Source organism: Bradyrhizobium sp. USDA 3240 (assembly GCF_054063295.1).
This window is the reverse complement of sequence record NZ_JBSSGD010000002.1, coordinates 6,149,891-6,169,102: the sequence shown is the minus strand read 5'-3', so window position 1 is coordinate 6,169,102 and position 19,212 is coordinate 6,149,891. Positions and strand designations below refer to the sequence as shown.

General features: G+C 64.2%; 22 protein-coding genes and 1 pseudogene. 10 read left to right on the top strand and 13 right to left on the bottom strand.

Annotation, left to right across the window (positions count from 1 at the left end):
• Positions 1 to 15 precede the first annotated feature (15 nt).
• Complete coding sequence (locus tag ACVIGA_RS29810; protein WP_456668810.1) at positions 16 to 966, bottom strand: sulfonate ABC transporter substrate-binding protein; 951 nt, start codon at positions 964 to 966, stop codon at positions 16 to 18.
• A gap of 216 nt (positions 967 to 1,182) precedes the next feature.
• A complete protein-coding gene (locus ACVIGA_RS29805; RefSeq protein ID WP_456668809.1) occupies positions 1,183 to 2,388 on the bottom strand; it encodes an LLM class flavin-dependent oxidoreductase in 1,206 nt (401 codons plus the stop codon).
• 216 nt (positions 2,389 to 2,604) lie between these two features.
• Between ACVIGA_RS29805 and ACVIGA_RS29800 the strand changes: the two genes are divergently transcribed.
• The 6 genes from ACVIGA_RS29800 (at position 2,605) to ACVIGA_RS29775 (ending at position 6,608) form a co-directional block, all read left to right on the top strand.
• Positions 2,605 to 3,714, top strand: a complete 1,110-nt coding sequence (locus ACVIGA_RS29800) for an ATP-dependent DNA helicase (RefSeq protein WP_456668808.1) — start codon at positions 2,605 to 2,607, stop codon at positions 3,712 to 3,714.
• A 329-nt stretch (positions 3,715 to 4,043) separates the two neighbouring features.
• Positions 4,044 to 4,757 (top strand): peptide-methionine (S)-S-oxide reductase MsrA, encoded by a 714-nt coding sequence (gene msrA, locus ACVIGA_RS29795; protein WP_456668807.1) that lies wholly within the window; start codon positions 4,044 to 4,046, stop codon positions 4,755 to 4,757.
• Positions 4,758 to 4,778: 21 nt separating this feature from the next.
• A complete protein-coding gene (gene msrB, locus ACVIGA_RS29790) occupies positions 4,779 to 5,192 on the top strand; it encodes a peptide-methionine (R)-S-oxide reductase MsrB (RefSeq protein ID WP_456668806.1) in 414 nt (137 codons plus the stop codon).
• A gap of 21 nt (positions 5,193 to 5,213) precedes the next feature.
• On the top strand, positions 5,214 to 5,801 hold the full coding sequence (locus ACVIGA_RS29785; protein ID WP_456668805.1) for a hypothetical protein: 588 nt from the start codon (positions 5,214 to 5,216) through the stop codon (positions 5,799 to 5,801).
• A gap of 129 nt (positions 5,802 to 5,930) precedes the next feature.
• Entirely contained in the window at positions 5,931 to 6,095 is a 165-nt protein-coding gene (locus ACVIGA_RS29780) for a DUF3309 family protein (protein WP_074131060.1), read from the top strand.
• A 222-nt stretch (positions 6,096 to 6,317) separates the two neighbouring features.
• Entirely contained in the window at positions 6,318 to 6,608 is a 291-nt protein-coding gene (locus tag ACVIGA_RS29775; protein WP_223969674.1) for a hypothetical protein, read from the top strand.
• A gap of 68 nt (positions 6,609 to 6,676) precedes the next feature.
• On the opposite strand, the gene ACVIGA_RS29770 is transcribed toward ACVIGA_RS29775, so the two are convergent.
• A complete protein-coding gene (locus ACVIGA_RS29770; protein ID WP_342713158.1) occupies positions 6,677 to 7,237 on the bottom strand; it encodes a DUF4112 domain-containing protein in 561 nt (186 codons plus the stop codon).
• Between the two features lie 97 nt (positions 7,238 to 7,334).
• Positions 7,335 to 8,297 (bottom strand): helix-turn-helix domain-containing protein, encoded by a 963-nt coding sequence (locus ACVIGA_RS29765; protein ID WP_456668804.1) that lies wholly within the window; start codon positions 8,295 to 8,297, stop codon positions 7,335 to 7,337.
• A 235-nt stretch (positions 8,298 to 8,532) separates the two neighbouring features.
• Here ACVIGA_RS29765 and ACVIGA_RS29760 point away from each other — a divergent pair, with 235 nt between their 5' ends.
• Together ACVIGA_RS29760 and ACVIGA_RS29755 are read left to right on the top strand one after the other, a co-directional pair.
• Positions 8,533 to 8,775, top strand: a complete 243-nt coding sequence (locus ACVIGA_RS29760; RefSeq protein ID WP_223969677.1) for a hypothetical protein — start codon at positions 8,533 to 8,535, stop codon at positions 8,773 to 8,775.
• A 77-nt stretch (positions 8,776 to 8,852) separates the two neighbouring features.
• Positions 8,853 to 9,098 (top strand): GCG_CRPN prefix-to-repeats domain-containing protein, encoded by a 246-nt coding sequence (locus tag ACVIGA_RS29755; RefSeq protein WP_223969678.1) that lies wholly within the window; start codon positions 8,853 to 8,855, stop codon positions 9,096 to 9,098.
• A gap of 91 nt (positions 9,099 to 9,189) precedes the next feature.
• Here the strand turns inward: ACVIGA_RS29755 and ACVIGA_RS29750 are convergent, their stop codons facing one another.
• The 6 genes from ACVIGA_RS29750 to ACVIGA_RS29725 all read right to left on the bottom strand — a co-directional run bounded on the left by ACVIGA_RS29750 (position 9,190) and on the right by ACVIGA_RS29725 (position 15,067).
• Positions 9,190 to 9,558, bottom strand: a complete 369-nt coding sequence (locus ACVIGA_RS29750; RefSeq protein WP_456668803.1) for a Crp/Fnr family transcriptional regulator — start codon at positions 9,556 to 9,558, stop codon at positions 9,190 to 9,192.
• Positions 9,559 to 9,621: 63 nt separating this feature from the next.
• Positions 9,622 to 11,244 carry an inorganic phosphate transporter gene (locus ACVIGA_RS29745; RefSeq protein ID WP_456668802.1) on the bottom strand — a complete coding sequence of 541 codons (1,623 nt, stop codon included), beginning with the start codon at positions 11,242 to 11,244 and terminating at the stop codon, positions 9,622 to 9,624.
• A gap of 284 nt (positions 11,245 to 11,528) precedes the next feature.
• A complete protein-coding gene (locus tag ACVIGA_RS29740; RefSeq protein WP_223969681.1) occupies positions 11,529 to 11,963 on the bottom strand; it encodes a DUF5413 family protein in 435 nt (144 codons plus the stop codon).
• A 38-nt stretch (positions 11,964 to 12,001) separates the two neighbouring features.
• On the bottom strand, positions 12,002 to 12,169 hold the full coding sequence (locus tag ACVIGA_RS29735; protein ID WP_223969682.1) for a hypothetical protein: 168 nt from the start codon (positions 12,167 to 12,169) through the stop codon (positions 12,002 to 12,004).
• The gene (locus ACVIGA_RS29730; protein WP_456668801.1) at positions 12,162 to 13,739 is read right to left on the bottom strand and encodes a hypothetical protein; all 1,578 of its coding nucleotides are present in this window, start codon (positions 13,737 to 13,739) and stop codon (positions 12,162 to 12,164) included. Before ACVIGA_RS29730 ends, ACVIGA_RS29735 begins: the two co-directional genes overlap by 8 nt.
• 35 nt (positions 13,740 to 13,774) lie before the next feature.
• The gene (locus ACVIGA_RS29725) at positions 13,775 to 15,067 is read right to left on the bottom strand and encodes an adenylosuccinate synthase (protein ID WP_223969684.1); all 1,293 of its coding nucleotides are present in this window, start codon (positions 15,065 to 15,067) and stop codon (positions 13,775 to 13,777) included.
• Positions 15,068 to 15,426: 359 nt separating this feature from the next.
• Here ACVIGA_RS29725 and ybaK point away from each other — a divergent pair, with 359 nt between their 5' ends.
• Positions 15,427 to 15,909 carry a Cys-tRNA(Pro) deacylase gene (gene ybaK / locus ACVIGA_RS29720; protein WP_456668800.1) on the top strand — a complete coding sequence of 161 codons (483 nt, stop codon included), beginning with the start codon at positions 15,427 to 15,429 and terminating at the stop codon, positions 15,907 to 15,909.
• Positions 15,910 to 15,972: 63 nt separating this feature from the next.
• Here the strand turns inward: ybaK and ACVIGA_RS29715 are convergent, their stop codons facing one another.
• The 3 genes and pseudogenes from ACVIGA_RS29715 to ACVIGA_RS29705 all read right to left on the bottom strand — a co-directional run.
• Positions 15,973 to 16,191: a hypothetical protein gene (locus ACVIGA_RS29715; protein ID WP_456668799.1), complete on the bottom strand. Its 219-nt coding sequence runs from the start codon at positions 16,189 to 16,191 to the stop codon at positions 15,973 to 15,975.
• 38 nt (positions 16,192 to 16,229) lie between these two features.
• Positions 16,230 to 17,594, bottom strand: a complete 1,365-nt coding sequence (locus ACVIGA_RS29710; protein ID WP_456668798.1) for a cytochrome P450 — start codon at positions 17,592 to 17,594, stop codon at positions 16,230 to 16,232.
• Positions 17,554 to 18,060: pseudogene (locus ACVIGA_RS29705) on the bottom strand (acyl-homoserine-lactone synthase); the annotation flags it as partial. The gene ACVIGA_RS29710 and the pseudogene ACVIGA_RS29705, both read right to left, overlap by 41 nt.
• Before the next feature lie 230 nt (positions 18,061 to 18,290).
• Here ACVIGA_RS29705 and ACVIGA_RS29700 point away from each other — a divergent pair.
• The gene (locus tag ACVIGA_RS29700; RefSeq protein ID WP_456668797.1) at positions 18,291 to 19,064 is read left to right on the top strand and encodes a LuxR family transcriptional regulator; all 774 of its coding nucleotides are present in this window, start codon (positions 18,291 to 18,293) and stop codon (positions 19,062 to 19,064) included.
• Positions 19,065 to 19,212: the final 148 nt, after the last annotated feature.

Sequence of the window (19,212 nt, the reverse complement as noted above, 5' to 3'; positions counted from 1 at the left end):
GACCAAGCGCGCCGATCAGGTCTGGGTATTGCGCCAGACGATGTCGCGGATCGCGATCTGCTTCGGGATCAGGCCGAGCTTGAAGAAGCGGTCGGCGACGCCCTGCTGGGTCGCAATGATGTCGTCGGTCACGGGGCCGACCGAGAATCCGGCCCGCCTCGCCGCGATGGTCTGGATATCGAGCGGGACGCCGGTGACGGCGGCCAGCGATTTCGCGACCTCGTCAGGGTGCGCCTGCGCCCATGCCGCGGTCGATGTCGTGACATCGACGATCTGCTGCAGCAGCGCGCCGTGCCTGTTCGCGAAGTCGCGGTTGGCGATGTAGAACGAGTTGGTCTTGGTGATGTCGCGGGTCTTGACCAGAATCCGGCCGTTCTGCTTGGTCTCGGCGATCGCGAAATACGGATCCCAGATCGCCCAGGCGTCGATGCCGCCATTGGCAAAGGCAGGACCTGCGTCCGGCGGCGTCAGATAGACCGGCGTGATGTCGTCATAGGTCAGCCCGGCCTTCTCCAGCGTCTGGATCACGACGTTGTGCGCGCTGGATCCCTTGGTGAAGCCGACACGCTTGCCTTTGAGGTCGGCGATGCCCGTGATTGCCGAATTCTGCGGCACCAGGATGCCGGAGCCATTGATGATGGGTTGCGCGGCGGCATAGACGATGGCCGCACCCGCGGCCTGCGCGAAGATCGGCGGGGAATCGCCGACCGCGCCGTAATCGACGCTGCCGACATTCATCGCTTCCATCATCGGCGGCCCCGATGAGAACTCGACCCATTTCACGCTCACTCCCTGCGGCTTGAAATGATTTTCCAAGGCCTCACGCTGGCGCGTGATAACGAGCACGCCGTTCTTCTGGTAGCCGATACGAATTTCCTTCGCGTCCGTCTGGGCCTGCGCGTTTCGTGACAGCGCGGCAGTGGCGGCTGCGACGAACGACAGCTGGAGGAACTCACGACGCTTCATTCCAAAACTCTCCTGACGATCAAGCGCGTTTCTCAACACGCGATCATGCGATGCCAGGATGATGGGGCGCGCGAATGAAGCTGTCGAGCACCGCACAAAAATAGCGATGCCTGCACTTCGCTGCAGGCATCGCGCGTGCCGTTTCGTTTAAGGCGCAGGTCGCGCGTAGCGAATTATTTTCTTCACGCGATCGCGAGGTCGCTGCACAGGAATCGATCAGCCGGCGGCTGCGGTCTTCGGGCCGACATTGACCGCGAGTTTACCATAGCGGTCCGAGAACGCCTGGGTGTCGATCTCCTCGAGCTGGATCGAGCCGTCGAGCACGCCCTTCTTCCAGGCATCGTGCTCGGGATCGTGCTGGAACTCGGGCATCACCTCTTTCCCGAACAGTTCGAGCGACTCGCAGATGTGCTCATGGGTGTTCTTGCCGGCCTGGTTGAGCAGGATCACCTGGTCGATATGCGAGGCGCGGAAACGCCGCAGCTTCTTGCGCAATGTTTCCGGCGAGCCGATCAGGCCGCCGCGCAATGCGGCCTCCTGCGCCTCGGGATTCTCGCGCTTCCAGTTGTTGTACTCGTCCCACATGTTGACGGTGCCGGGCGCCGGGCGCTGCCGGTTCTGCGCCTGGCCGTAATAGCGCAGCGCGAACTGGAAGAAGGTCGCGCCGTCGGCGCGCTTGCGCGCCTCTTCATCGGTCTCGGCGCACATGAAGAACGAGACCAGCGCCATGTTCGGATTGATCTCGTAGTCGGCGAGCTTCTTCAGCCGCTTGGTGATCGCGTTGTAATAGGCGTGCACCCAGGCGTGTGCCGCCTCGGCGCTGACGAACTGGAAGCCGAGCGCGCCAAACCCGTTCTGCCCGGCGCGTTCGATCGTCGGCAATTGCGAGCAGGCCATCCAGAGCGGCGGATGCGGCTTCTGCACCGGCTTCGGCACGACATTGCGCAGCGGGATGTCGAAATACTTGCCGTGATGCTCGGTGCCGACCTTGGTGAACATCGGGAAGATCGCTTGCACGGCTTCCTCGAACACCTCGCGCTTGGTCTCCATGTCGCGGCCGAACGGCGTCAGTTCGGTGATCGAGGCGCTCTCGCCCATCCCGAACTCGCAGCGGCCGTTGGACAGCAGATCGAGCACCGCGACCCGCTCGGCGACGCGCGCGGGATGATTGGTGGTGAGCTGGAAGATGCCGTGGCCGAGTCGGATGTTTTTGGTGCGCTGGCTCGCGGCGGCGAGGAAGGATTCCGGCGCCGGCGAGTGCGAATATTCCTCGAGGAAGTGATGCTCGACGACCCAGGCGTAGTCGTAAGCGAGCCGGTCGGCGGTCTCCAATTGTGTCAGCGCGTTCTGGTAGAGCCGGAGCTCATCGCCGTCGTTCCAGGGGCGCGGCAGTTGCAGCTCGTAAAAGATGCCGAATTTCATGGCGTCACTCCCAAGGTCGTCCCCGACCACTTGTGGTGGTCCCGACCCCTGTTGTTTTCGGTCAGTCTAGTGCCGCCCCGGGTCAAGTCTAGCCTCGGGCGCGAAACCCCAATTCCGCGCGGCGGGAGACGGCTTGCTTGGAACGCATGAATGTTTAGCTTGTGCGGGTGTGAGTCGCGGCGCTATCGGTCGCGCGCTCATTCTTCCGAAAGTCACATGACCACCTTTACGCCGCATCAGGACTCCGCGCTGAAAGCCGTTGCCGACTGGCTGAAAGCCAAGCCGGGCAAGAACGGAACGCCGCCGGTGTTCCGCCTGTTCGGCTATGCCGGAACCGGAAAGACCACGCTCGCCCAGCACATCGCCGAAGGCGTCGACGGCGAGGTGAAATTCGCAGCCTTCACCGGCAAGGCGGCGCTGGTGATGCGCAACAAGGGCTGCGACAGCGCTTCCACGATCCATTCCCTGATCTACCGCGCCCGCGAGTCCGGCGTCGAGCAGCCGAGTTTCGAGCTCTGGGATGACGCACCGGCCTCGAAAGCGAAGCTGATCGTGATCGACGAATGTTCGATGGTCGACGCCGAGCTCGGCCGCGATTTGATGTCGTTCGAATGTCCGCTGCTGGTGCTCGGCGACCCCGCGCAATTGCCGCCGATCCAGGGCGGCGGCTTCTTCACCGACGCCGAGCCGGACGCGATGCTGACCGAGGTGCACCGCCAGGCGCAGGACGATCCGATCGTGCGGATGTCGATGGATATCCGCGAGGGCCGCGAGCTCGAGATCGGCCGCCATGGCGAGAGCGAGGTGGTGTCGCGCAAGGAGCTCGATCCGGACCGCGTGATGCGCGCCGACCAGGTGCTGGTCGGCCGCAACAACACCCGCCGCGCCTACAACATGCGGATGCGGCAGCGGCTGAACATCGAAGATCCTCTCCCCGTCGCAGGCGACAAGCTGGTCTGCCTGCGCAACAACCGCAAGAAGGCGCTGTTCAACGGCGGGCTGTGGCGGGTCAAGGCGCGCGCGCAGTCGAAGTCCAAGATCATCACCATGCGCGTGATGCCGGACGAGGATTTCGGCCACAAGGTCACCAAGGTGTCGGTGCGCGGCGAATGCTTCGACGGCGGCATCGAGGGCATTCCGTGGGAGCAGCGCAAGCCCTATGACGAGTTCGACTACGGATACATACTGACCGTCCATAAGTCGCAGGGTTCGCAATGGGACGACGTCGTGCTGTTCGACGAGAGCTTTGCGTTCCAGGACTCGCGCGCGAGGTGGCTGTATACGGGCATCACGCGCGCGGCGAAGCGGCTCAGCATCGTGGTGTAGAGGCCCCGCGCGCTCCATAGACCCGTCATCCCCGCGCAAAGGCTTCGCCTTTGTCGCTGGAGGTGCGAGCGAAGCGAGCTTCGAAGGATGCATGGCCAACAGTCGGGCCGTGCATCCTTCGAGACGCCGCTCCGCGGCTCCTCAGGATGACGGGCGCAAGGCACCTACCCCCTTGAATGACCGGCATTTCCCTCACGAAACCGTGTGGCCGGCACCGTAACAAAACGCCCCCTCGCCCGTATTTTGAAGTGTCGAAGCCGCCCGGCCCGGTTTGCCAATGCCGGCTCCCGCTCTAGACTGGCCCCCAATTGCGATCCCACGAGGAACCCATGCCCAGCTCCCTCAGCCGCCTCTCGCTTTGCGCCGCCGCGATCGGCGCGCTGGCCGTTGCCGCTTTTGCCGTTGCGCCCTCGCTTGCCGCCGAGGACGCCGTGGTCATCCCGCCGCCGGCCGCGAGCGCGCCGGAAACCGGCATCAAGACCGCGGTGCTCGCCGGCGGCTGCTTCTGGGGTGTGCAGGGCGTGTTCCAGCACACCGCCGGCATCGTCAGCGCGGTGTCCGGCTACTCCGGCGGCAGCAAGGCGAATGCCGAATACGAGAAGGTCTCGACCGGCAGCACCGGCCACGCCGAGTCCGTCGAAATCAAGTACGACCCGCAGAAGATCTCCTACGGCAAGATCCTGCAGATCTTCTTCTCCGTCGTGCACGACCCGACCCAGCTGAACCGCCAGGGCCCCGATTCCGGCACGCAATATCGCTCGGCGATCTTCACGACCAGCGAGGAGCAGAAGAAGGTGGCGGATGCCTATATCGCCCAGCTCAACGCGGCCAAGGTCTACAAGAAGCCGATCGTCACCAAGGTCGGCGCGCTGGAGGCGTTCTATCCGGCGGAGGGCTACCACCAGGACTATCTGACGCTGCACCCGAGCCAGCCCTATATTGCGTATAACGACATCCCGAAGGTCGAGAACCTGAAGAAGATCTTCGCGGAGAACTACATCGAGAAGCCGACGCTGGTGGGCAGCACCAAGGCCACCAACTGAGCATCTCGCAAAGGAGGTTGAATGTCCGATACCAAAACCGACGGCAAGGTCCGCAAGAGCGAGGCCGAGTGGCGCAAGGAATTGACGCCGATGCAGTACGCCGTGCTGCGAGAAAAGGCGACCGAGCGCCCGTTCACCGGCGAATATGAGCATGATCCCCGCAAGGGCACCTATATCTGCGCCGGCTGCGGGCAGCCGCTGTTCGAGTCAGACCAGAAGTTCGATTCCGGCTGCGGCTGGCCGAGCTTCTCCAAGCCCGCGGTCGAGAGCCATGTCGACGAGGAGCACGATGTGAGCCACGGCATGGTCCGCACCGAGGTGCTGTGCTCGAAATGCGACGGCCATCTCGGCCATGTCTTCAACGACGGCCCCGGCCCCACCGGCCTGCGCTACTGCATCAACTCGGCGGCGCTGAAGCTCGACGAGAAGAAGTAGCGGCCGCTAACTCCGATGGTCATGCGCGGGCTCGACCCGCGCATCCATCGAAAGAGAGAGCGCTTCTCCGTGATGGATTGCCGGGTCAAGCCCGGCAATGACGACGGCGGGTCTGGCAAATATCTGACCTCATATCGAACAATTTCTCCGCCCGCGCGACCAAGAACCGGTCGCGCGGGGTTTTGTTTTGCCCGGCCGTCCGTCCGCGCGCGTAAACACAAGGAAATTTTGATGTCACGGATTCCAGCAAAGCTTTTGTTTGGTCTCGGTCTTGCCAGTCTCATCATCGGCAGCGCCGTGAGCCTGCCGGCGTTCGCCGCCGACAAGATCTCGCTGTTCAAGGTCATCACTTCCAAGGACGAAATCGTCATCGGCCTGACGGACGCCGACCTCGCCCAGGTCGAAGGCCAGAATGCCGGCGGCATCGCCAAGATGCTGGTCGCCAAGGGCTCGATGAGCGTCTGGCAATACGCGGTACACAAATCCGCTTCCGGCGATCTCGAACAGGCGCCGCTGCACAAGATCGGCCTGATCGCCAGCGACTCGCTGCGGGTCGAGCCCTATCCGACCCCCCTGAAGGTGCTCCCGATCGACGAGAGCAAGAAATAGCCGCCCGACAACATCCTCGTGATCGGCCGGCAGCCTTAACGACTCGCGCCCCGGAATGTGCTTTGCTCCGAATTCGCGGGGCCGTCGGCGTCTCGCCGAGCGGCTGCCGCCTCTTCTGAGGAGGGCGCCATGTCGCTCGGACTGATCCTCATCATCCTCCTGCTGGTTATCCTGCTGGGCGGCTATAGCGGCCGTATCCGCGGCTATGGTTATGGTCTCGGCCACTCCGGAATGGGCCTTTTCGGGGTGATTTTGATCGTGGTCGCGATCCTGGCCTGGCTCGACAAGATTTAATGGCCATAAGCCATTGAAAAAAATGGAGTTATTTTGATTGACCGCGTGCTATGCGCGGATTCAGGATGTGCCCTGCCGGGGGCGCTTCTGGGGTCGCATTTTTGTCAAAGAGGCCTATATTAGGGATCGAAATGACATGTACGGCGCGCCGCCGATTATAGGCCGCCGTCCCCCAAAATCCCTTTCGCCGCTCTATGCCAAGAACACAAGAGGTCGTCGACCATGCGTCCCCTGCGTCCGTTCAACTATAACACGTCCGCCGAACTGTTCCCTGCCGCGATCCGCAAGAAGAAGCGCGCCGGCTTCGCCTACCGCCGTTTCGGCACTGCTGCCGAGGCCGTGCAGTTCGCGATGGAGCAGCTGCCGGCGGATTCGCTGAACGGCGCCTATCTCCAGGTCGAGGAAGCCCGTTTCGACCAGAACGGCATCCGTTCGCTGTATGAGAGCGAAGGCTTCCCGCTGCCGCGCCGTCCGCGCGCTGAGCCGGTCCAGACCGACGCCGACGCCGCATAACCATTCTGCTCGTCTCACAACGAAAAGCCCTCGGACCGATCCGGGGGCTTTTGTTTTGGGAAGCTACGTTAAAGCCTTGGCTGCTTGTCGAGCCAGCGCCGCAGCATCCGCACATTGCGCATATTGGCGCGGAACATGACGTCGAAAGCATCGCCTGCCACCGGCACCATGCCGACCACGCCGTCGACGGCGACATTGGCGAGCATCCGCGCGGTGATGTGCCAGGGCGCGCCCAACAGACGGGCCTCGCGCACCAGCCAAAGCGAGATCGCGGTGGTGATGAGATCGCCGATCACCGGGATCAGGCCGATCAACCCGTCGATGCCGTAGCGGACATTGGTGCCCGGCACGACGAAGGCGACGTCGAGCAGCTTTGCGATCATCTCCAGCCGCGCGAGTCGCTCCTCGCGCGTCAGATTGCCGAACGGGTTGGCGGTGGAGTTGCGAAAGTCGAAGCTGAAGCCTTCCGGAAAGGCTCCCTGAAAACCTTGGAACTGCGGATGCAGCGGGCCATCGCCGAGCTCGCGCCCGTCCTGATCGATGACCTTGCCGCGCGCCTGCGCCCCGCCGAAAGGCGGCCGCGATCGCGTGGCGTGGGGGGAGAAAATGTCGTCCTCGGGCATGGCCATCACATGGTAACGCAGGCAGGTGGTTCAAGTTGCGTCACATTACCACTGTGTCACATTCAAGGCCGTTGCATGCAAGGCTGCCACGCGCAAGGCCGCATCACGTGCCGCGCGCCGCCGACGGCGTCAGGCCGAAGCGGCGGCGGAAGCAACGGTTGAAGTAGGACAGATCGTTGAAGCCGCAATCGAACGCGATGTCGCTGATCCGCCGCTCGCTGTCATGGACCAGCAATTCGGCAGCCTTGGTCAGCCGCAATTCGGTCAGCCGCATGGTGAAGCTCGCGCCCGCCTCATAGAGCAGCTCGTTGACATAGCGCTCCGACAGGCCGGTCGCGGCGGCGAGCTTGTGCGCGGAGAAATCCGGCTCGGTGAAGCGCTTGGCGAGGATCATCAGCAGCGACTTCAGCCGGACCGCGCGAAGTCCGCGGCGTTGCGCTGCGGCTGCAAGATCGCCGCGGGCGCCGAGGCCGAGGGCTGCGAGATCCAACAGATGCGCCGCGATGGCGAAGCCGGCCTCATCGACGGCATCGGGCGATTGCAGCAGCAGGTCGCTATAGTCCATCGCCAGCGACAGCGCGCCGCCCGGCGCGAGCTCGCGGCCGACCAGGTCGTCGACCCCGGCGACCATCGATCGCAACGTCGCCATCGGCAGGTGGACGTTGGTGAAGCGCTTGTGGTGGGCGCCGTCGGCGGTGAAGAACGGCTCGTCGAGCTTGAGCAGCACCATCGCGCCCGGCCGCATCTGGAATTCGCGCCCTCGATGGGTGACGGTCGAGGCGCGGTCGCCGGTGTTGCGCGCCAGGCAATAACGGTCGTCATTGGTCGCCAGCACCTGGCGCCGCTCGCGCCGCACGGTGGTGAAGCTGCCGTTGCAACGGCCGAGCAGAGTGGTGCCGATATGAATCGAGTTCATCGTCGCGCGAAACGGCACCGCCGGTGACGGGTCGAGCTCGCCGGTGTTGGAAAAATGCTCGAACAATTCGGCGAAGAACATGTAGCGCTGCCGCTCGCCCAGACCGGGCGGCAGCATGTCGGTCGACAGCCTTTTCTTGATGACGGACATCGGAAGGACGGGACCAAGGTGCAGGCCGGCAATCTGGCTACCACGAGATGAACGGCAGATGAAGTAACCGACCCTGTGCACAGCGCCGGACAGTCCAAGTCCGGAATCCCCGGCGCCTCCCAGTCCAAGACGCGCGCGCCGCCGGCGGCTTACCGATGGCGCCGGCTCGCAGCCGGAAAGACCATTCAAAAGTGAGCCACCGCACACAAGCGGGCCAGCCAGAGGAGACCATGAGATGAAGACTTCCGCGATCCGCAAGGTGCTGCTCGGGGTTGCGATCACCACCAGCGTGGGGATCGGCTACGCGATCGGCGCCCAGCCGCACATGGACGAAAGCCTTGCGATGCTGCAATCGGCGCGCGCCGAGCTCACCAGGGCGACGCCGAACAAAGGCGGCCACCGTGAGCGTGCGCTCGGCCTGATCGATCAGGCGATGGGCGAGGTGCGTGCCGGCATCGCGTTCGCCGGCGGCGGCTAGCGCACGAATTGGAGAAGCGCAGCAAATTTTTGAAGAGATCAACGAATGATTTTTGACATCAGCAAAGGACGACACTCATGACCAGATTGATTGCAGCCGCCTTCCTTCTTGCGACACTCGGCAGCGCCGGCGCCATGCCGCTCGCGCCCGTTACCACCACCCCGAATTCCGATGTCATCGCGGTCGCCGGTGGCTGCGGCGGCGGCTGGCATCGCGGTCCCTATGGCGGCTGCCGCCGCAACTACGCGCGGCCGTGGATGCATGCCTGTCCGCGCGGCTGGTATCTCGGTCCCGGCGGCCGCTGCCGCGCCAACGGCACCTGAGCATTTCAGCATCCAGGCCTTTTGCATCACGCCGGCGGCGGACGGAAACGTCCGCCGCTTTTGCTTTCGATCCACTTCGCTCGAAAACGCTCTAGAAGACGCCCTTGTTCATGGTTCTGAGCCGCTGGGCCAGCGTCCTCATCACCTTCAGCGCAAAATGCGGCGTCTGGCTGACGAGGAAGAGAAACTGCTTTTCCGAGACCGGGACGAGCTCGACATCGGTGAGCGCCGTGGCGGTCGCACTCCTCGGCTCGTTGTCGATCAATGCCATTTCGCCAAAGATCGTATCGGCCGGCAGGTCCGTTATGGTCTTGTTGCCGACCTGAATGCGCACATAGCCGCTCTTGATCACGAACAGCTCGTTGGCCTGCTCGCCCTCGCGAAAGAAAATGCCGCCGGCCCGGACCAGGCGCGTTTCGATATCGTTGCCTGTCAGAAGGCTGAAGCTCGCATCTGCCACTCGAAATTCCTTTCCCCGAACCCGGATGCAGATCTCATGCATCCGGTTGTCTTGCTGCTCCGGCTAAAATAGATGCGCGAAAACGAAGTAGAGTACGCCCGAGATCAGCATCGCCACCGGCAGGGTCAGAACCCAGGCCATCGCGATGTTGCGGATTGTCGACCATTGCAGACCGGACCCGTTCGCGGTCATGGTGCCTGCGATGCCGGACGACAGCACATGCGTCGTCGACACCGGCAAGCCGTATCCATCTGCCGCGGCGATGGTCGCCGCCGCCGTGATCTCGGCGCAGGCACCCTGCGCATAAGTCAGATGGGTCTTGCCGATCTTCTCACCCACCGTCACGACGATTCGCTTCCAGCCAACCATCGTGCCGAGCCCGAGCGCGATGGCGACCGCAATCTTCACCCAGGACGGAATGAATTTGGTCGCGGCGTCCAGCGAGCCCTTGTAGCGATTGAGCGTCGCGATATCGGCATCGCTCAGTCCGCTGTCGCTGCTCTTCATCAGCGAGCGCAACGCCTCCGATACCAGATACATGTCGTTACGCGTGTTGCCGACGGTCTCGGCCGGGAATTTTGCCAGCGAACCGTACTGCACGACCTGGTCGCTGATTTCGCCGACGAGAACGGCGAGTGACGGATAGGTGTCGTCGGTGAGCTGCCGAAGCGCGATGTAGTTCGTCACCGCCGGACGCGGATTGCCCGTCACCTTGCGATCGGCGCCCCTGCTCTCGATCACCTTGCTCGCCGCCGCCGAATTCGCGGTGAATGCCGCGATCTGGCTCGCAGGCATCGCGCGGTTGAGAGCGTAGGCGGTTGGGACCACGCCGATCAGGATGAGCATAATGAGACCCATGCCTTTCTGACCGTCGTTCGATCCGTGAAAGAAGCTGACCAGAGTGCAGGTCAGGATCAGGACGCCGCGAATCCACCATGGCGGCGGCTGATCGCCTTTCGGCTCGCCGAACAGCGCCGGCGTTGCCCGCAACAGTGCGGTTTTCAGCCCGTAGAGCAGGATGGCAGCGAGCGCAAATCCGAACAGCGGCGACAGCAGCAGCGCCTTGCCGGTGTTGACGGCCTGCGACCAATCCACGCCGGACGTCCCCTCCCGTCCGTGCATCAGGGCGTTCGCGATCCCCACGCCCATGATCGATCCGATCAGGGTGTGCGAACTCGAGGCCGGCAAGCCAAAATACCAGGTGCCCACGTTCCAGATGATGGCCGCGATCAGAAGCGCAAACACCATGGCGAAACCGGCGCTGCTGCCGACCTGAAGGATCAGTTCGACCGGCAACAACGAGACGATGCCGAAGGCGACGGCGCCACTGGAGAGAAGCACGCCAATCAGGTTGAAGAGGCCCGACCAGACCACGGCAATGTGAGCCGGCATCGAGCGCGTGTAGATCACGGTCGCGACGGCGTTCGCCGTGTCGTGAAAGCCGTTGACGAATTCGAAGCCGAGCGAGATCAGGAGCGCCACGAACAGCAGCAGGAACGCCGCATACGAGGTCTTGCCGGCGCCCGTCGCGCCAACGTCCGCGTAGATGCTGTAGGCCACGAACAGCAGCGCGGCGCCGATCACGCCGAGATAGATGATGCCGGTGAGAGGATGAAAGCCCTTCTCGAGATCTGGGCCGCGGCGCCGCGCGGGCTCGATCGAACCAGGTAACGCTACATCGCTCATATGATCGCCCTCACGGCCGCGGGAGGACAAAAGCGGCCATGTGACATTGGGACTACGCTTACATGACGCCCGTGTGACAGTTCCATGAAAGACGCTGCGCGCGACTTGCGGCGGGCGCCTAATATATTGACAAGATTACTCTAATAGCGCGAGCCGCTGGTCGCCATGCGTTAGACACGGCTTCCTGTCCGGCTACGATGCGCTCATTGCGCCGACCGGTTAGAAATCGCCGATCGCGTCAAAGCCGGCAACTTCTGCTTTCCAAAAAACAATGGGCACACGCGCTAATGCTGGGATGCCGGCGTCGCCGGCACGTGCTGCTCTTCGGCATATTTGTGCGCCAGCCAGGACGTGATCACGCCCGGGATGAAGCCGACCAGTCCGTAGAGGATGAACTGCACGGCGCCGCTTTCGGAGCCGTGCGAGGCGTAGGTCAGCGCCGCGCCGACGAACGCCACGAGGCCTACGATCAGCATCCGCACCGTCGGCGTGATCCGGCGCATGTGCATCAGGATGTCGTCGATCGCGCCGAACATCAGCGACGGCACGATGCCGAACAGATAATTGTATTGCAGCGACTTCACGAACACGACGAGCAGCTTCGCCACTTCGCCGCCATTGGTCTCGGTCCAGTAGCCGGACTGATAGGTGGTCATGAGCAGCAGCAGGAAGCCCCCGATGAACGGCCCGATGGCTGCGAAGATCAGATAGCGTTTCATGGCGTGCCCCTGCCCGACATCAGGCGAGTGTAACGCAGTCACGCGACGGTTCTAGGGAAAATCGAAAGCGCCCCGCAATGTTCCGGGATCATCGCGTCGATGCGCTGCAACAGCCAGACTTCGCTTCGCTGCGATACGGAATCGCCCGGACGCAGCCGGGCGATGAGATCGTGCGAACCGAGGTGAGCGCTGAAGCCTTTACTCACCCCACGCCGCGAAGGCGTCGTTGAAGGCGCGCTCGCCGGGGGCGCCCTTTTCGATCGCGATGATGGCGCGGCGCTGGTTGGTGTAGACCAGTGGCACATCGAACCAGGAGCGCTCCTTCAGGAGCTGCAGATTGCGCGAACGGTCAGCGTCGACATTGGAGAGGCCGACCAGGAAGAAGCCGTCGGTGACCTTGACCGCGAGCCCGGCCAGCGGCGTGCCGCGGGCCTGCTCGTTGGACTTCATCAGGATGCCCGGCACATTGCCGACGCCGCCATTGGCGAAGTCCTGCGGCAGGATGAAGGTCAATTCCGCGGTATGGCTTGCCGGCAGCGATGAATCGGTGTTGCGGCGGAACGACATCGTCATCTTGAACTTGCGATCGGGGATGTCGATGTCGGCGCGCACGGCGATGTCGGGCTTCTGGTTGCCCGATCCCTTGACCTGCTCGGTGCGCCAGACCACCGAACCGACATATTGCTTACCCTTCGGATCCGACGGGTCCTCGTCATAGAGCACCACGCGCTGCGCCACCGGCGCGACCGGCTCGCCCGACGACGACGGCTGGCCGACGCGGTCGGTGATCTTCTTGCTCGAAGGCGTCGCCGCGGCATCCTTCGGCGCCTCGACGGGGGCGGAGGATTTGAACAGGCTGCTGACAAAGGTCAGGGCCGGCTTGCCCCAGACCAGGCCGGCGCCGGCCAGGATCAGCAGGACGCCGATCACGAACACGGTCTTGAACGGGAACCTCGAACCGACACGCGGCGGCTTCGGCTCGCGCTCGGCATTGCTGACCCGCGCGCGTGGCGGCGGCGCCTGGGGCGGCTGCGGGGTGTAGCGCTCCGCCTCCTCGATCGCCTCGTCGTAGGAATACGGCGCCTCGGGATCGCCGCCGCGGTTTTCGAGGCTCGGCTCGAGCCGGTCGAATTCCGGCGAAGGCGACGGCACGTTGGCGTAGGTCTTGCGCGCGTTGCGGCTGGCTTGCGCTGCGGCCCGCCCGAGGTCGTCGGCGTCGGCGGTGATGTCGCGGAAGCCGCGCACGCCCGGGGCCGCCGGCGGCGTCGGGGGCGGCGCGCCTTCGGGGCCACGGCGCGGCGGCGTCGGCCGGCCCTGCGGCGCCTGGGTGTCGGCGCCGGCAGCAGCCTGCGGGTTCTGCGGCCGCGGCTGGGCCGGCGGCGCATCGGGACGCAAATTGCGCGGCGGTCGGGGATCGGCCGACGGCCGCGGGCGCGCGGCATTGTCGGCGGGATTGGCCTCGGGCGGCCTTGCATTTGCCTCCGGCGGCCTTGGATTGGCGCGGCGCTGCGGGTCGCTGCTGCGGACAGCCCCGCCGCCCGGGCGCGAGGCCTCGCGGGCGCGCTGCGCGGCCTCGGACTCGACCTTGCGCACCGCCTCTTCGAGCGACAGCCGCTCGCGGGTGATCTCGGATTCGGAGAGCGGCGGCTGCACGCCGCGGAGTTGCTGAATCAACGCCGTCCGCGCCCGCGCGTACAGCGCACGGCGGGCTTCGCCGGGGGCGGTCGGGTCCAATCCGGCGATGGCACGGGCGATCAGCGGGTAGTAGTCAGCCATTTCCACACAATTGGTGGGATAAAGGTAATATCCCGTTAAGCCTCGAACGGATTCTGTACCAGAATAGTATCTTCACGTTCCGGGCTGGTGGAAAGCAGGGTGACCGGGCACCCCACCAGCTCCTCGACCCGGCGGACATACTTGATGGCCTGGGCCGGCAAGTCCGCCCAGGACCGCGCGTTGGCGGTCGGCTGCTTCCAGCCCTCGATGATCTCATAGATCGGCTCGATGCGGGCCTGTGCGCCCTCGCCCGCCGGCAGATGGTCGATCTCCTTGCCGTCGAGCTTGTAGCCGATGCAGACCTTGATGCTGTCGAATCCGTCGAGAATGTCGAGCTTGGTCAGCGCCAGCCCGGCAATTCCGCAGGTCCGGACGGTCTGCCGCACCAGCATCGCGTCGAACCAGCCGACCCGGCGCTTGCGCCCGGTGTTGACCCCGAATTCCTTGCCGCGCCGGCCGATTTCCTCGCCGATCTCGTCGTTCAGCTCGGTCGGGAACGGACCCTGGCCGACCCGGGTGGTGTAGGCCTTGCAGATGCCGAGCACATAGCCGACCGCGCCCGGACCCATGCCGGTCCCGGTCGCAGCCTGCGCCGCCACCGTGTTGGACGACGTCACATAGGGATAGGTGCCGTGGTCGACGTCAAGCAGCGCGCCCTGCGCGCCCTCGAACAGGATGCGCTTGCCCTCGCGGCGCTTGAGGTCGAGCAGCCGCCACACCGTCTCGGCATAGGGCAGCAGCTTCGGCGCCAGCGCCGTCAGCTCGGTGAGGATGCCCTTGCCGTCGATCTCCTCCAGATTGTTGCCACGGCGCAGCGCATTGTGGTGCGCCAGCAGGCGTTCGATCTTGTGCGGCAGGGTATCGAGATCGGCGAGATCCATCAGGCGGATGGCGCGGCGGCCGACCTTGTCCTCATAGGCCGGGCCGATGCCGCGGCGGGTGGTGCCGATCGAGGTGACGGCGTTGGAGGATTCGCGCAGCGAGTCGAGCTCGCGATGCAGCGGCAGGATCAGCGTGACGTTCTCGGCGATCCGCAGATTGTCCGGTCCGACCGCAACGCCCTGCCCCTTCAGCTTGGCGACCTCGTCGAGGAAAGCCTGCGGGTCGAACACCACGCCGTTGCCGATCACCGCGAGCTTGTTCGGGCGCAGCACGCCGGAGGGCAGCAGCGCCAGCTTGTATGTCTCGCCATTGATCACGAGCGTATGGCCGGCATTGTGGCCGCCCTGGAAGCGCACGACGATGTCGGCCTGTTCCGACAGCCAGTCGACGATCTTGCCCTTCCCTTCGTCACCCCATTGGGCGCCGACGACGACAACATTGGCCATTGCGAAGATGTTCCCTTCAGGTGTTTCAGAGACCATGATCGCGGCGAAAACGCGTCCGCCCACAGCGACCATGCATGATATGCCCAGCCCAAATCGCGGCGCCCGGCCGCGCACACGCAAGGCGCCTACCGGATAAAGGAAGCGGGTCGGCTGCGCAAGCAAGAAGGGGGTCGTTTGCGCCTTTTAGACGAGCTACATCCCTTTGATATCCCCCAAAATTCCATGCCGTGCCCGGCCGCGGCGGGCTGACGGGAATTTAATGTTGGGGTGGGCTTGGGCTGGCCTTGGGCTGTCCTTACGGCCGATTGATCGCCGGGCCCATTGCGGCGATCATTCGGCCGTATCAACCGGCCCGGATCATGCCCAATTCGACACAAGCGACGATAGCGCTGCGCAAGCTAGGCATTGCCTTCAAGCTCCACACCTATGTGTACGATTCCAGCGCCGAGAGCATCGGGCTGCAGGCGGCGGAGGCGCTCGGCGTCGACCCCAACCGCATGCTCAAGACGCTGATGGCGGAGGTCGACGGCAAGCCGGTCTGCGCCGTGGTGCCGTCCGACTGCGAGGTCAGCATGAAGAAGCTTGCCGCAGCCCTCGGCGGCAAGTCGGCGAAGATGATGCGCCCGGCCGATGCCGAGCGGCTGACCGGCTACCATGTCGGCGGCATCAGCCCGTTCGGCCAGAAAAAGAAAGTGCCGACCGCGATCGACGAGACCGCGCTCACCCATGTCACGGTATTCGTCAATGGTGGCCAGCGCGGCCTGCAGATCGAGATCGATCCGAACGACGCCGCGCTCGCCGCCGGCGCCACGATGAAGGCGCTGGTGGCGACGCAGGAATAGAGTTTCGGTTCTGATAGAATCAGAACCGAAGCTCCAGCTTCTTGTTTTGACGCATTTGCGCGATCAATGCGAGGGCTTGTCCCTGTTGAACTCCGCGCCGACATAGTCGGACAGGCCGGACAATTCCTCCGCCGAAATATCGTTGACGTTGAGCCTGAGCTGCATGATCGCGAGGTCGAGCAGATGTGCGGCGAAGGTCGCGCCGGCCGCCGTCACGATGCTGCGTTGCTCGATCAAGACAGCGATGACGTCGCGCAGACTGCGCATTTGCAATTGATCCATGGCCCTCTGCCCGATGCCGGCCGTCGTGATGTGTGTTGTCATTGGGATACCGATTGTAATGTGCTGATGGACGCCGCGCTGGCGGACGGAATGTAGGGCAGCCGCTCGGCTTCCTCGCCGAGATGCGGGATGCGCGATGGCAGCTCGCGGACTTCGATGCCGATTGTCATCGGCGGCGGAATCAGCGTCACCGAGGCTTTCGGCCACGGCGCCGGATTCGGGCTGACGGTGGTGAAGCGATAGGCCGCAGCGATCTCGAGCGCGAGCAATTGCAGCTCGAGCATCGCAACCCCCATCCCGGCGCAGGCGCGCGGGCCGGCGCCGAACGGGATGTAGGCGTCGGTGTTGTAGCGCCGCGTCATCAGGAAGCGGTCCGGGTCGGGGAAATGCCTGGGATCGCGCTGCAATTGCCAGGGACAGATCAACAGCGAGGTGCCGACCTTGAGCTCGCGCCCGCCGATCGTCACCGGCTGCATCACCTCGCGCGAGAACCACCAGGCGCTTGGATAGAGCCGGCAGACCTCCTTGACCAACGTCGCGCTCAGATTGGCGCGCTTCACCGCGTCAAGCCGCAGCTCGCCATCGTCGCCAAGGCACTCCGCCGCCTCGTCGGCAATGTCGTCCATCAGGGCGGGATCGGCGGCCATCTGGTAGAACATCCACGCCGCGGTCGAACCCGTGGTGTGATGACCGGCCAGCAGCAGTGTCAGGATCTCGTCCTCGAGATCGCGATCGCTCAGGCCGAGCGCCTCGAGATCCCGCAGCGCGCTGCTGGAGCCCGCCTTACTGCGCAGGCGTTGCACCACCGTCGACATGGCAAGCTTGGCGCAAACCCGGTTCTGCCGGCGCCGGTACCAAGCCACCGGACCGAACGGCAACGCGCGGAACATCTCCTCGGCCAGATCGTCCTCGATCACGCCGACGGCCTGAACCAGCGCTTCCTCGTCGCCGGACGACATCAGCTGGGAGCCGAAGATCGCGACGCAGATGGTCCGCAACGCCAGCATCGCGGTGACATGGTGCGGATCGAACGATCCGAGCCGCGCCAGGCTGGCGCCGACCGCGCGGATCTCGGCGCACATGTGCGGCAGGAATTTCTCGACGCTGCCCTTGGCCATGTGCTTCTGCAGCACCGCCCGGCGCCGCTTGTGCTCCTCGCCGCTCAACATCAGCGAGCTGCGGCCGAGCACCGGCGTCAGCTTCTTGATCAGCTTGCCCTTTCCGATGTCGGTCTCCGGCGCTTTGAGGATCGGGCGCAGCAGATCGGGATCGTTCACCAGGAAGACGGGCGCAGGACCGAGCCGCAGGGGCACGAGCCCCCGCTCGGCCTCGTTGCCGCGCGTCAGCAGCAGACGCAGCGGATCACGCTGGAATGCTCGAACGTCCGAGAACATGTGAGGCATCGTGAATCTCCAATTGCCGTCCAAGGTCGAGGAATTTGGTCAGGCCGGGATTGTCGGCGAGACCGAGCGGGATTTCTCCGGCGAGCGCCGTCAGCGGGCGGCCCATGCGATCGTTGCCGATCACCTGCGGCGGGCCGTAGCGGCGGGTGCGGATCTCCATGCGGGTGAGGAAACGCTCGTAGGAAAGGTCGGCGAGCGCCACGAGCGCTGCCGCCCCGCGCAGCTCGGCGAAGCGAAACATCAGCGCGTAGTTGACGCGTGCGGTCCGCGACCTCGCGACACCAGGCAGCACGCCGAAACGGCTGATTTCCCAGGCGTCGCGGCGGCTCGGAAAGCGGCGCACCGCAAGCTGCGGGAATACCGACTTGGTCAGATACGGATAGTCGGTGCGGATCGCCCGGAAGCCGCCGACCAGATCGACACCCGAAAACAACAGGCAGTGCTCGGTGTACCAGCAGTCGAACTGATCGCGTTCGACGTCGCCGGGTCGTGTTCAGAAGCCAGCCGCAATGGTCGACGAACAGCCGCTTGCGCAGCCGCAACATCGCCCCGACATGCGCCGGATCAAGCTCTTCCCGGGTGATGAGGGCATGATATCCGTCCAATGAATGCGGCATTATCCTTTCCTCCAAATGCGGAACATCTGGAACGAAAGGGGTTAACTGTGGTACCCCCGGAAACCGGGGGTTTTAGTCAATGGGCCTGGTAGACGCGATTGCAACCATCGAGGCGTCGGATACCATCGACGAGCTCAGCTCGTCATTGCACCGTGTCATCCAGAACTACGGCTTCTCGGGCTTCGCCTTTGTCGATGCCGGTCGGCCCGACCTTGATCTGCCCTATCACATCGGCACCTTTCCCGACGCCTGGAAGCGGGCGTATGTGCAGAACGAGTTCGTCCATGCCGATCCGGCGCTGGCGCGGTCACGACGCACCAACACGCCGTTCAGCTGGAGCAGCCTGAAGCTGCCGGAGCGAAGCGGACACAAGCGGGCACCCGAGGCCAAGACGATGGATGCCGCGCGCGAGTTTGGATTCAAGGACGGCTTCGTCGTGCCGTTCCATTACCGCGACCGGCTCGGCGCCGTGCATTCGAGCTCGACGGTGTTCTTCTGGGAAGATCAGCCGCGCGACTTCGACAAGCTGTTCATCTGCCACCGCCATGAACTGCATCTGTTGATGATCTACTGGGTGCAGCGGGCGATGGACATCGTCAACCGCGACCAGCGCAACGCGCCGACCATCCTGAAGCCCGCCGACGCCGCCGAGACCATCAAGCTCACGGCGCGGGAGAAGGAAGTGATCGCCTGGGCGGCGCGCGGCAAGACCGTGGCCGACACCGCGCAGATCCTCGGCATTTCGCCGGAGACGGTTGAAGGCTTCATCAAGCAGGCGCTGCGCAAGCTCGAGGCCTCCAACAAGACGCACGGGGTGGCGAAGAGCATCGCGCTCGGAATCATCGACCTGTAAGCGGTAACGCCGCGAACTGTAGCAAGGTCACACATCCGGGTTGGATTTGCCTCAACGATCGCCCTCAGATTGCATTTGCGTACGATCTTGATATTAAGGCTGCATAATTACTTGCGGCCCGATGACAGGGATCTCAGGCCATGGGTGC

Coding starts and splice junctions, on each gene's coding strand:
- ACVIGA_RS29810 (WP_456668810.1), bottom strand. CDS start 966: ATGAAGCGTCGTGAGTTCCTCCAGCTGTCGTTCGTCGCAGCCGCCACT.
- ACVIGA_RS29805 (WP_456668809.1), bottom strand. CDS start 2,388: ATGAAATTCGGCATCTTTTACGAGCTGCAACTGCCGCGCCCCTGGAAC.
- ACVIGA_RS29800 (WP_456668808.1), top strand. CDS start 2,605: ATGACCACCTTTACGCCGCATCAGGACTCCGCGCTGAAAGCCGTTGCC.
- msrA (WP_456668807.1), top strand. CDS start 4,044: ATGCCCAGCTCCCTCAGCCGCCTCTCGCTTTGCGCCGCCGCGATCGGC.
- msrB (WP_456668806.1), top strand. CDS start 4,779: ATGTCCGATACCAAAACCGACGGCAAGGTCCGCAAGAGCGAGGCCGAG.
- ACVIGA_RS29785 (WP_456668805.1), top strand. CDS start 5,214: ATGCGCGGGCTCGACCCGCGCATCCATCGAAAGAGAGAGCGCTTCTCC.
- ACVIGA_RS29780 (WP_074131060.1), top strand. CDS start 5,931: ATGTCGCTCGGACTGATCCTCATCATCCTCCTGCTGGTTATCCTGCTG.
- ACVIGA_RS29775 (WP_223969674.1), top strand. CDS start 6,318: ATGCGTCCCCTGCGTCCGTTCAACTATAACACGTCCGCCGAACTGTTC.
- ACVIGA_RS29770 (WP_342713158.1), bottom strand. CDS start 7,237: ATGGCCATGCCCGAGGACGACATTTTCTCCCCCCACGCCACGCGATCG.
- ACVIGA_RS29765 (WP_456668804.1), bottom strand. CDS start 8,297: ATGTCCGTCATCAAGAAAAGGCTGTCGACCGACATGCTGCCGCCCGGT.
- ACVIGA_RS29760 (WP_223969677.1), top strand. CDS start 8,533: ATGAAGACTTCCGCGATCCGCAAGGTGCTGCTCGGGGTTGCGATCACC.
- ACVIGA_RS29755 (WP_223969678.1), top strand. CDS start 8,853: ATGACCAGATTGATTGCAGCCGCCTTCCTTCTTGCGACACTCGGCAGC.
- ACVIGA_RS29745 (WP_456668802.1), bottom strand. CDS start 11,244: ATGAGCGATGTAGCGTTACCTGGTTCGATCGAGCCCGCGCGGCGCCGC.
- ACVIGA_RS29740 (WP_223969681.1), bottom strand. CDS start 11,963: ATGAAACGCTATCTGATCTTCGCAGCCATCGGGCCGTTCATCGGGGGC.
- ACVIGA_RS29730 (WP_456668801.1), bottom strand. CDS start 13,739: ATGGCTGACTACTACCCGCTGATCGCCCGTGCCATCGCCGGATTGGAC.
- ACVIGA_RS29725 (WP_223969684.1), bottom strand. CDS start 15,067: ATGGCCAATGTTGTCGTCGTCGGCGCCCAATGGGGTGACGAAGGGAAG.
- ybaK (WP_456668800.1), top strand. CDS start 15,427: ATGCCCAATTCGACACAAGCGACGATAGCGCTGCGCAAGCTAGGCATT.
- ACVIGA_RS29715 (WP_456668799.1), bottom strand. CDS start 16,191: ATGGATCAATTGCAAATGCGCAGTCTGCGCGACGTCATCGCTGTCTTG.
- ACVIGA_RS29710 (WP_456668798.1), bottom strand. CDS start 17,594: ATGCCTCACATGTTCTCGGACGTTCGAGCATTCCAGCGTGATCCGCTG.
- ACVIGA_RS29700 (WP_456668797.1), top strand. CDS start 18,291: ATGGGCCTGGTAGACGCGATTGCAACCATCGAGGCGTCGGATACCATC.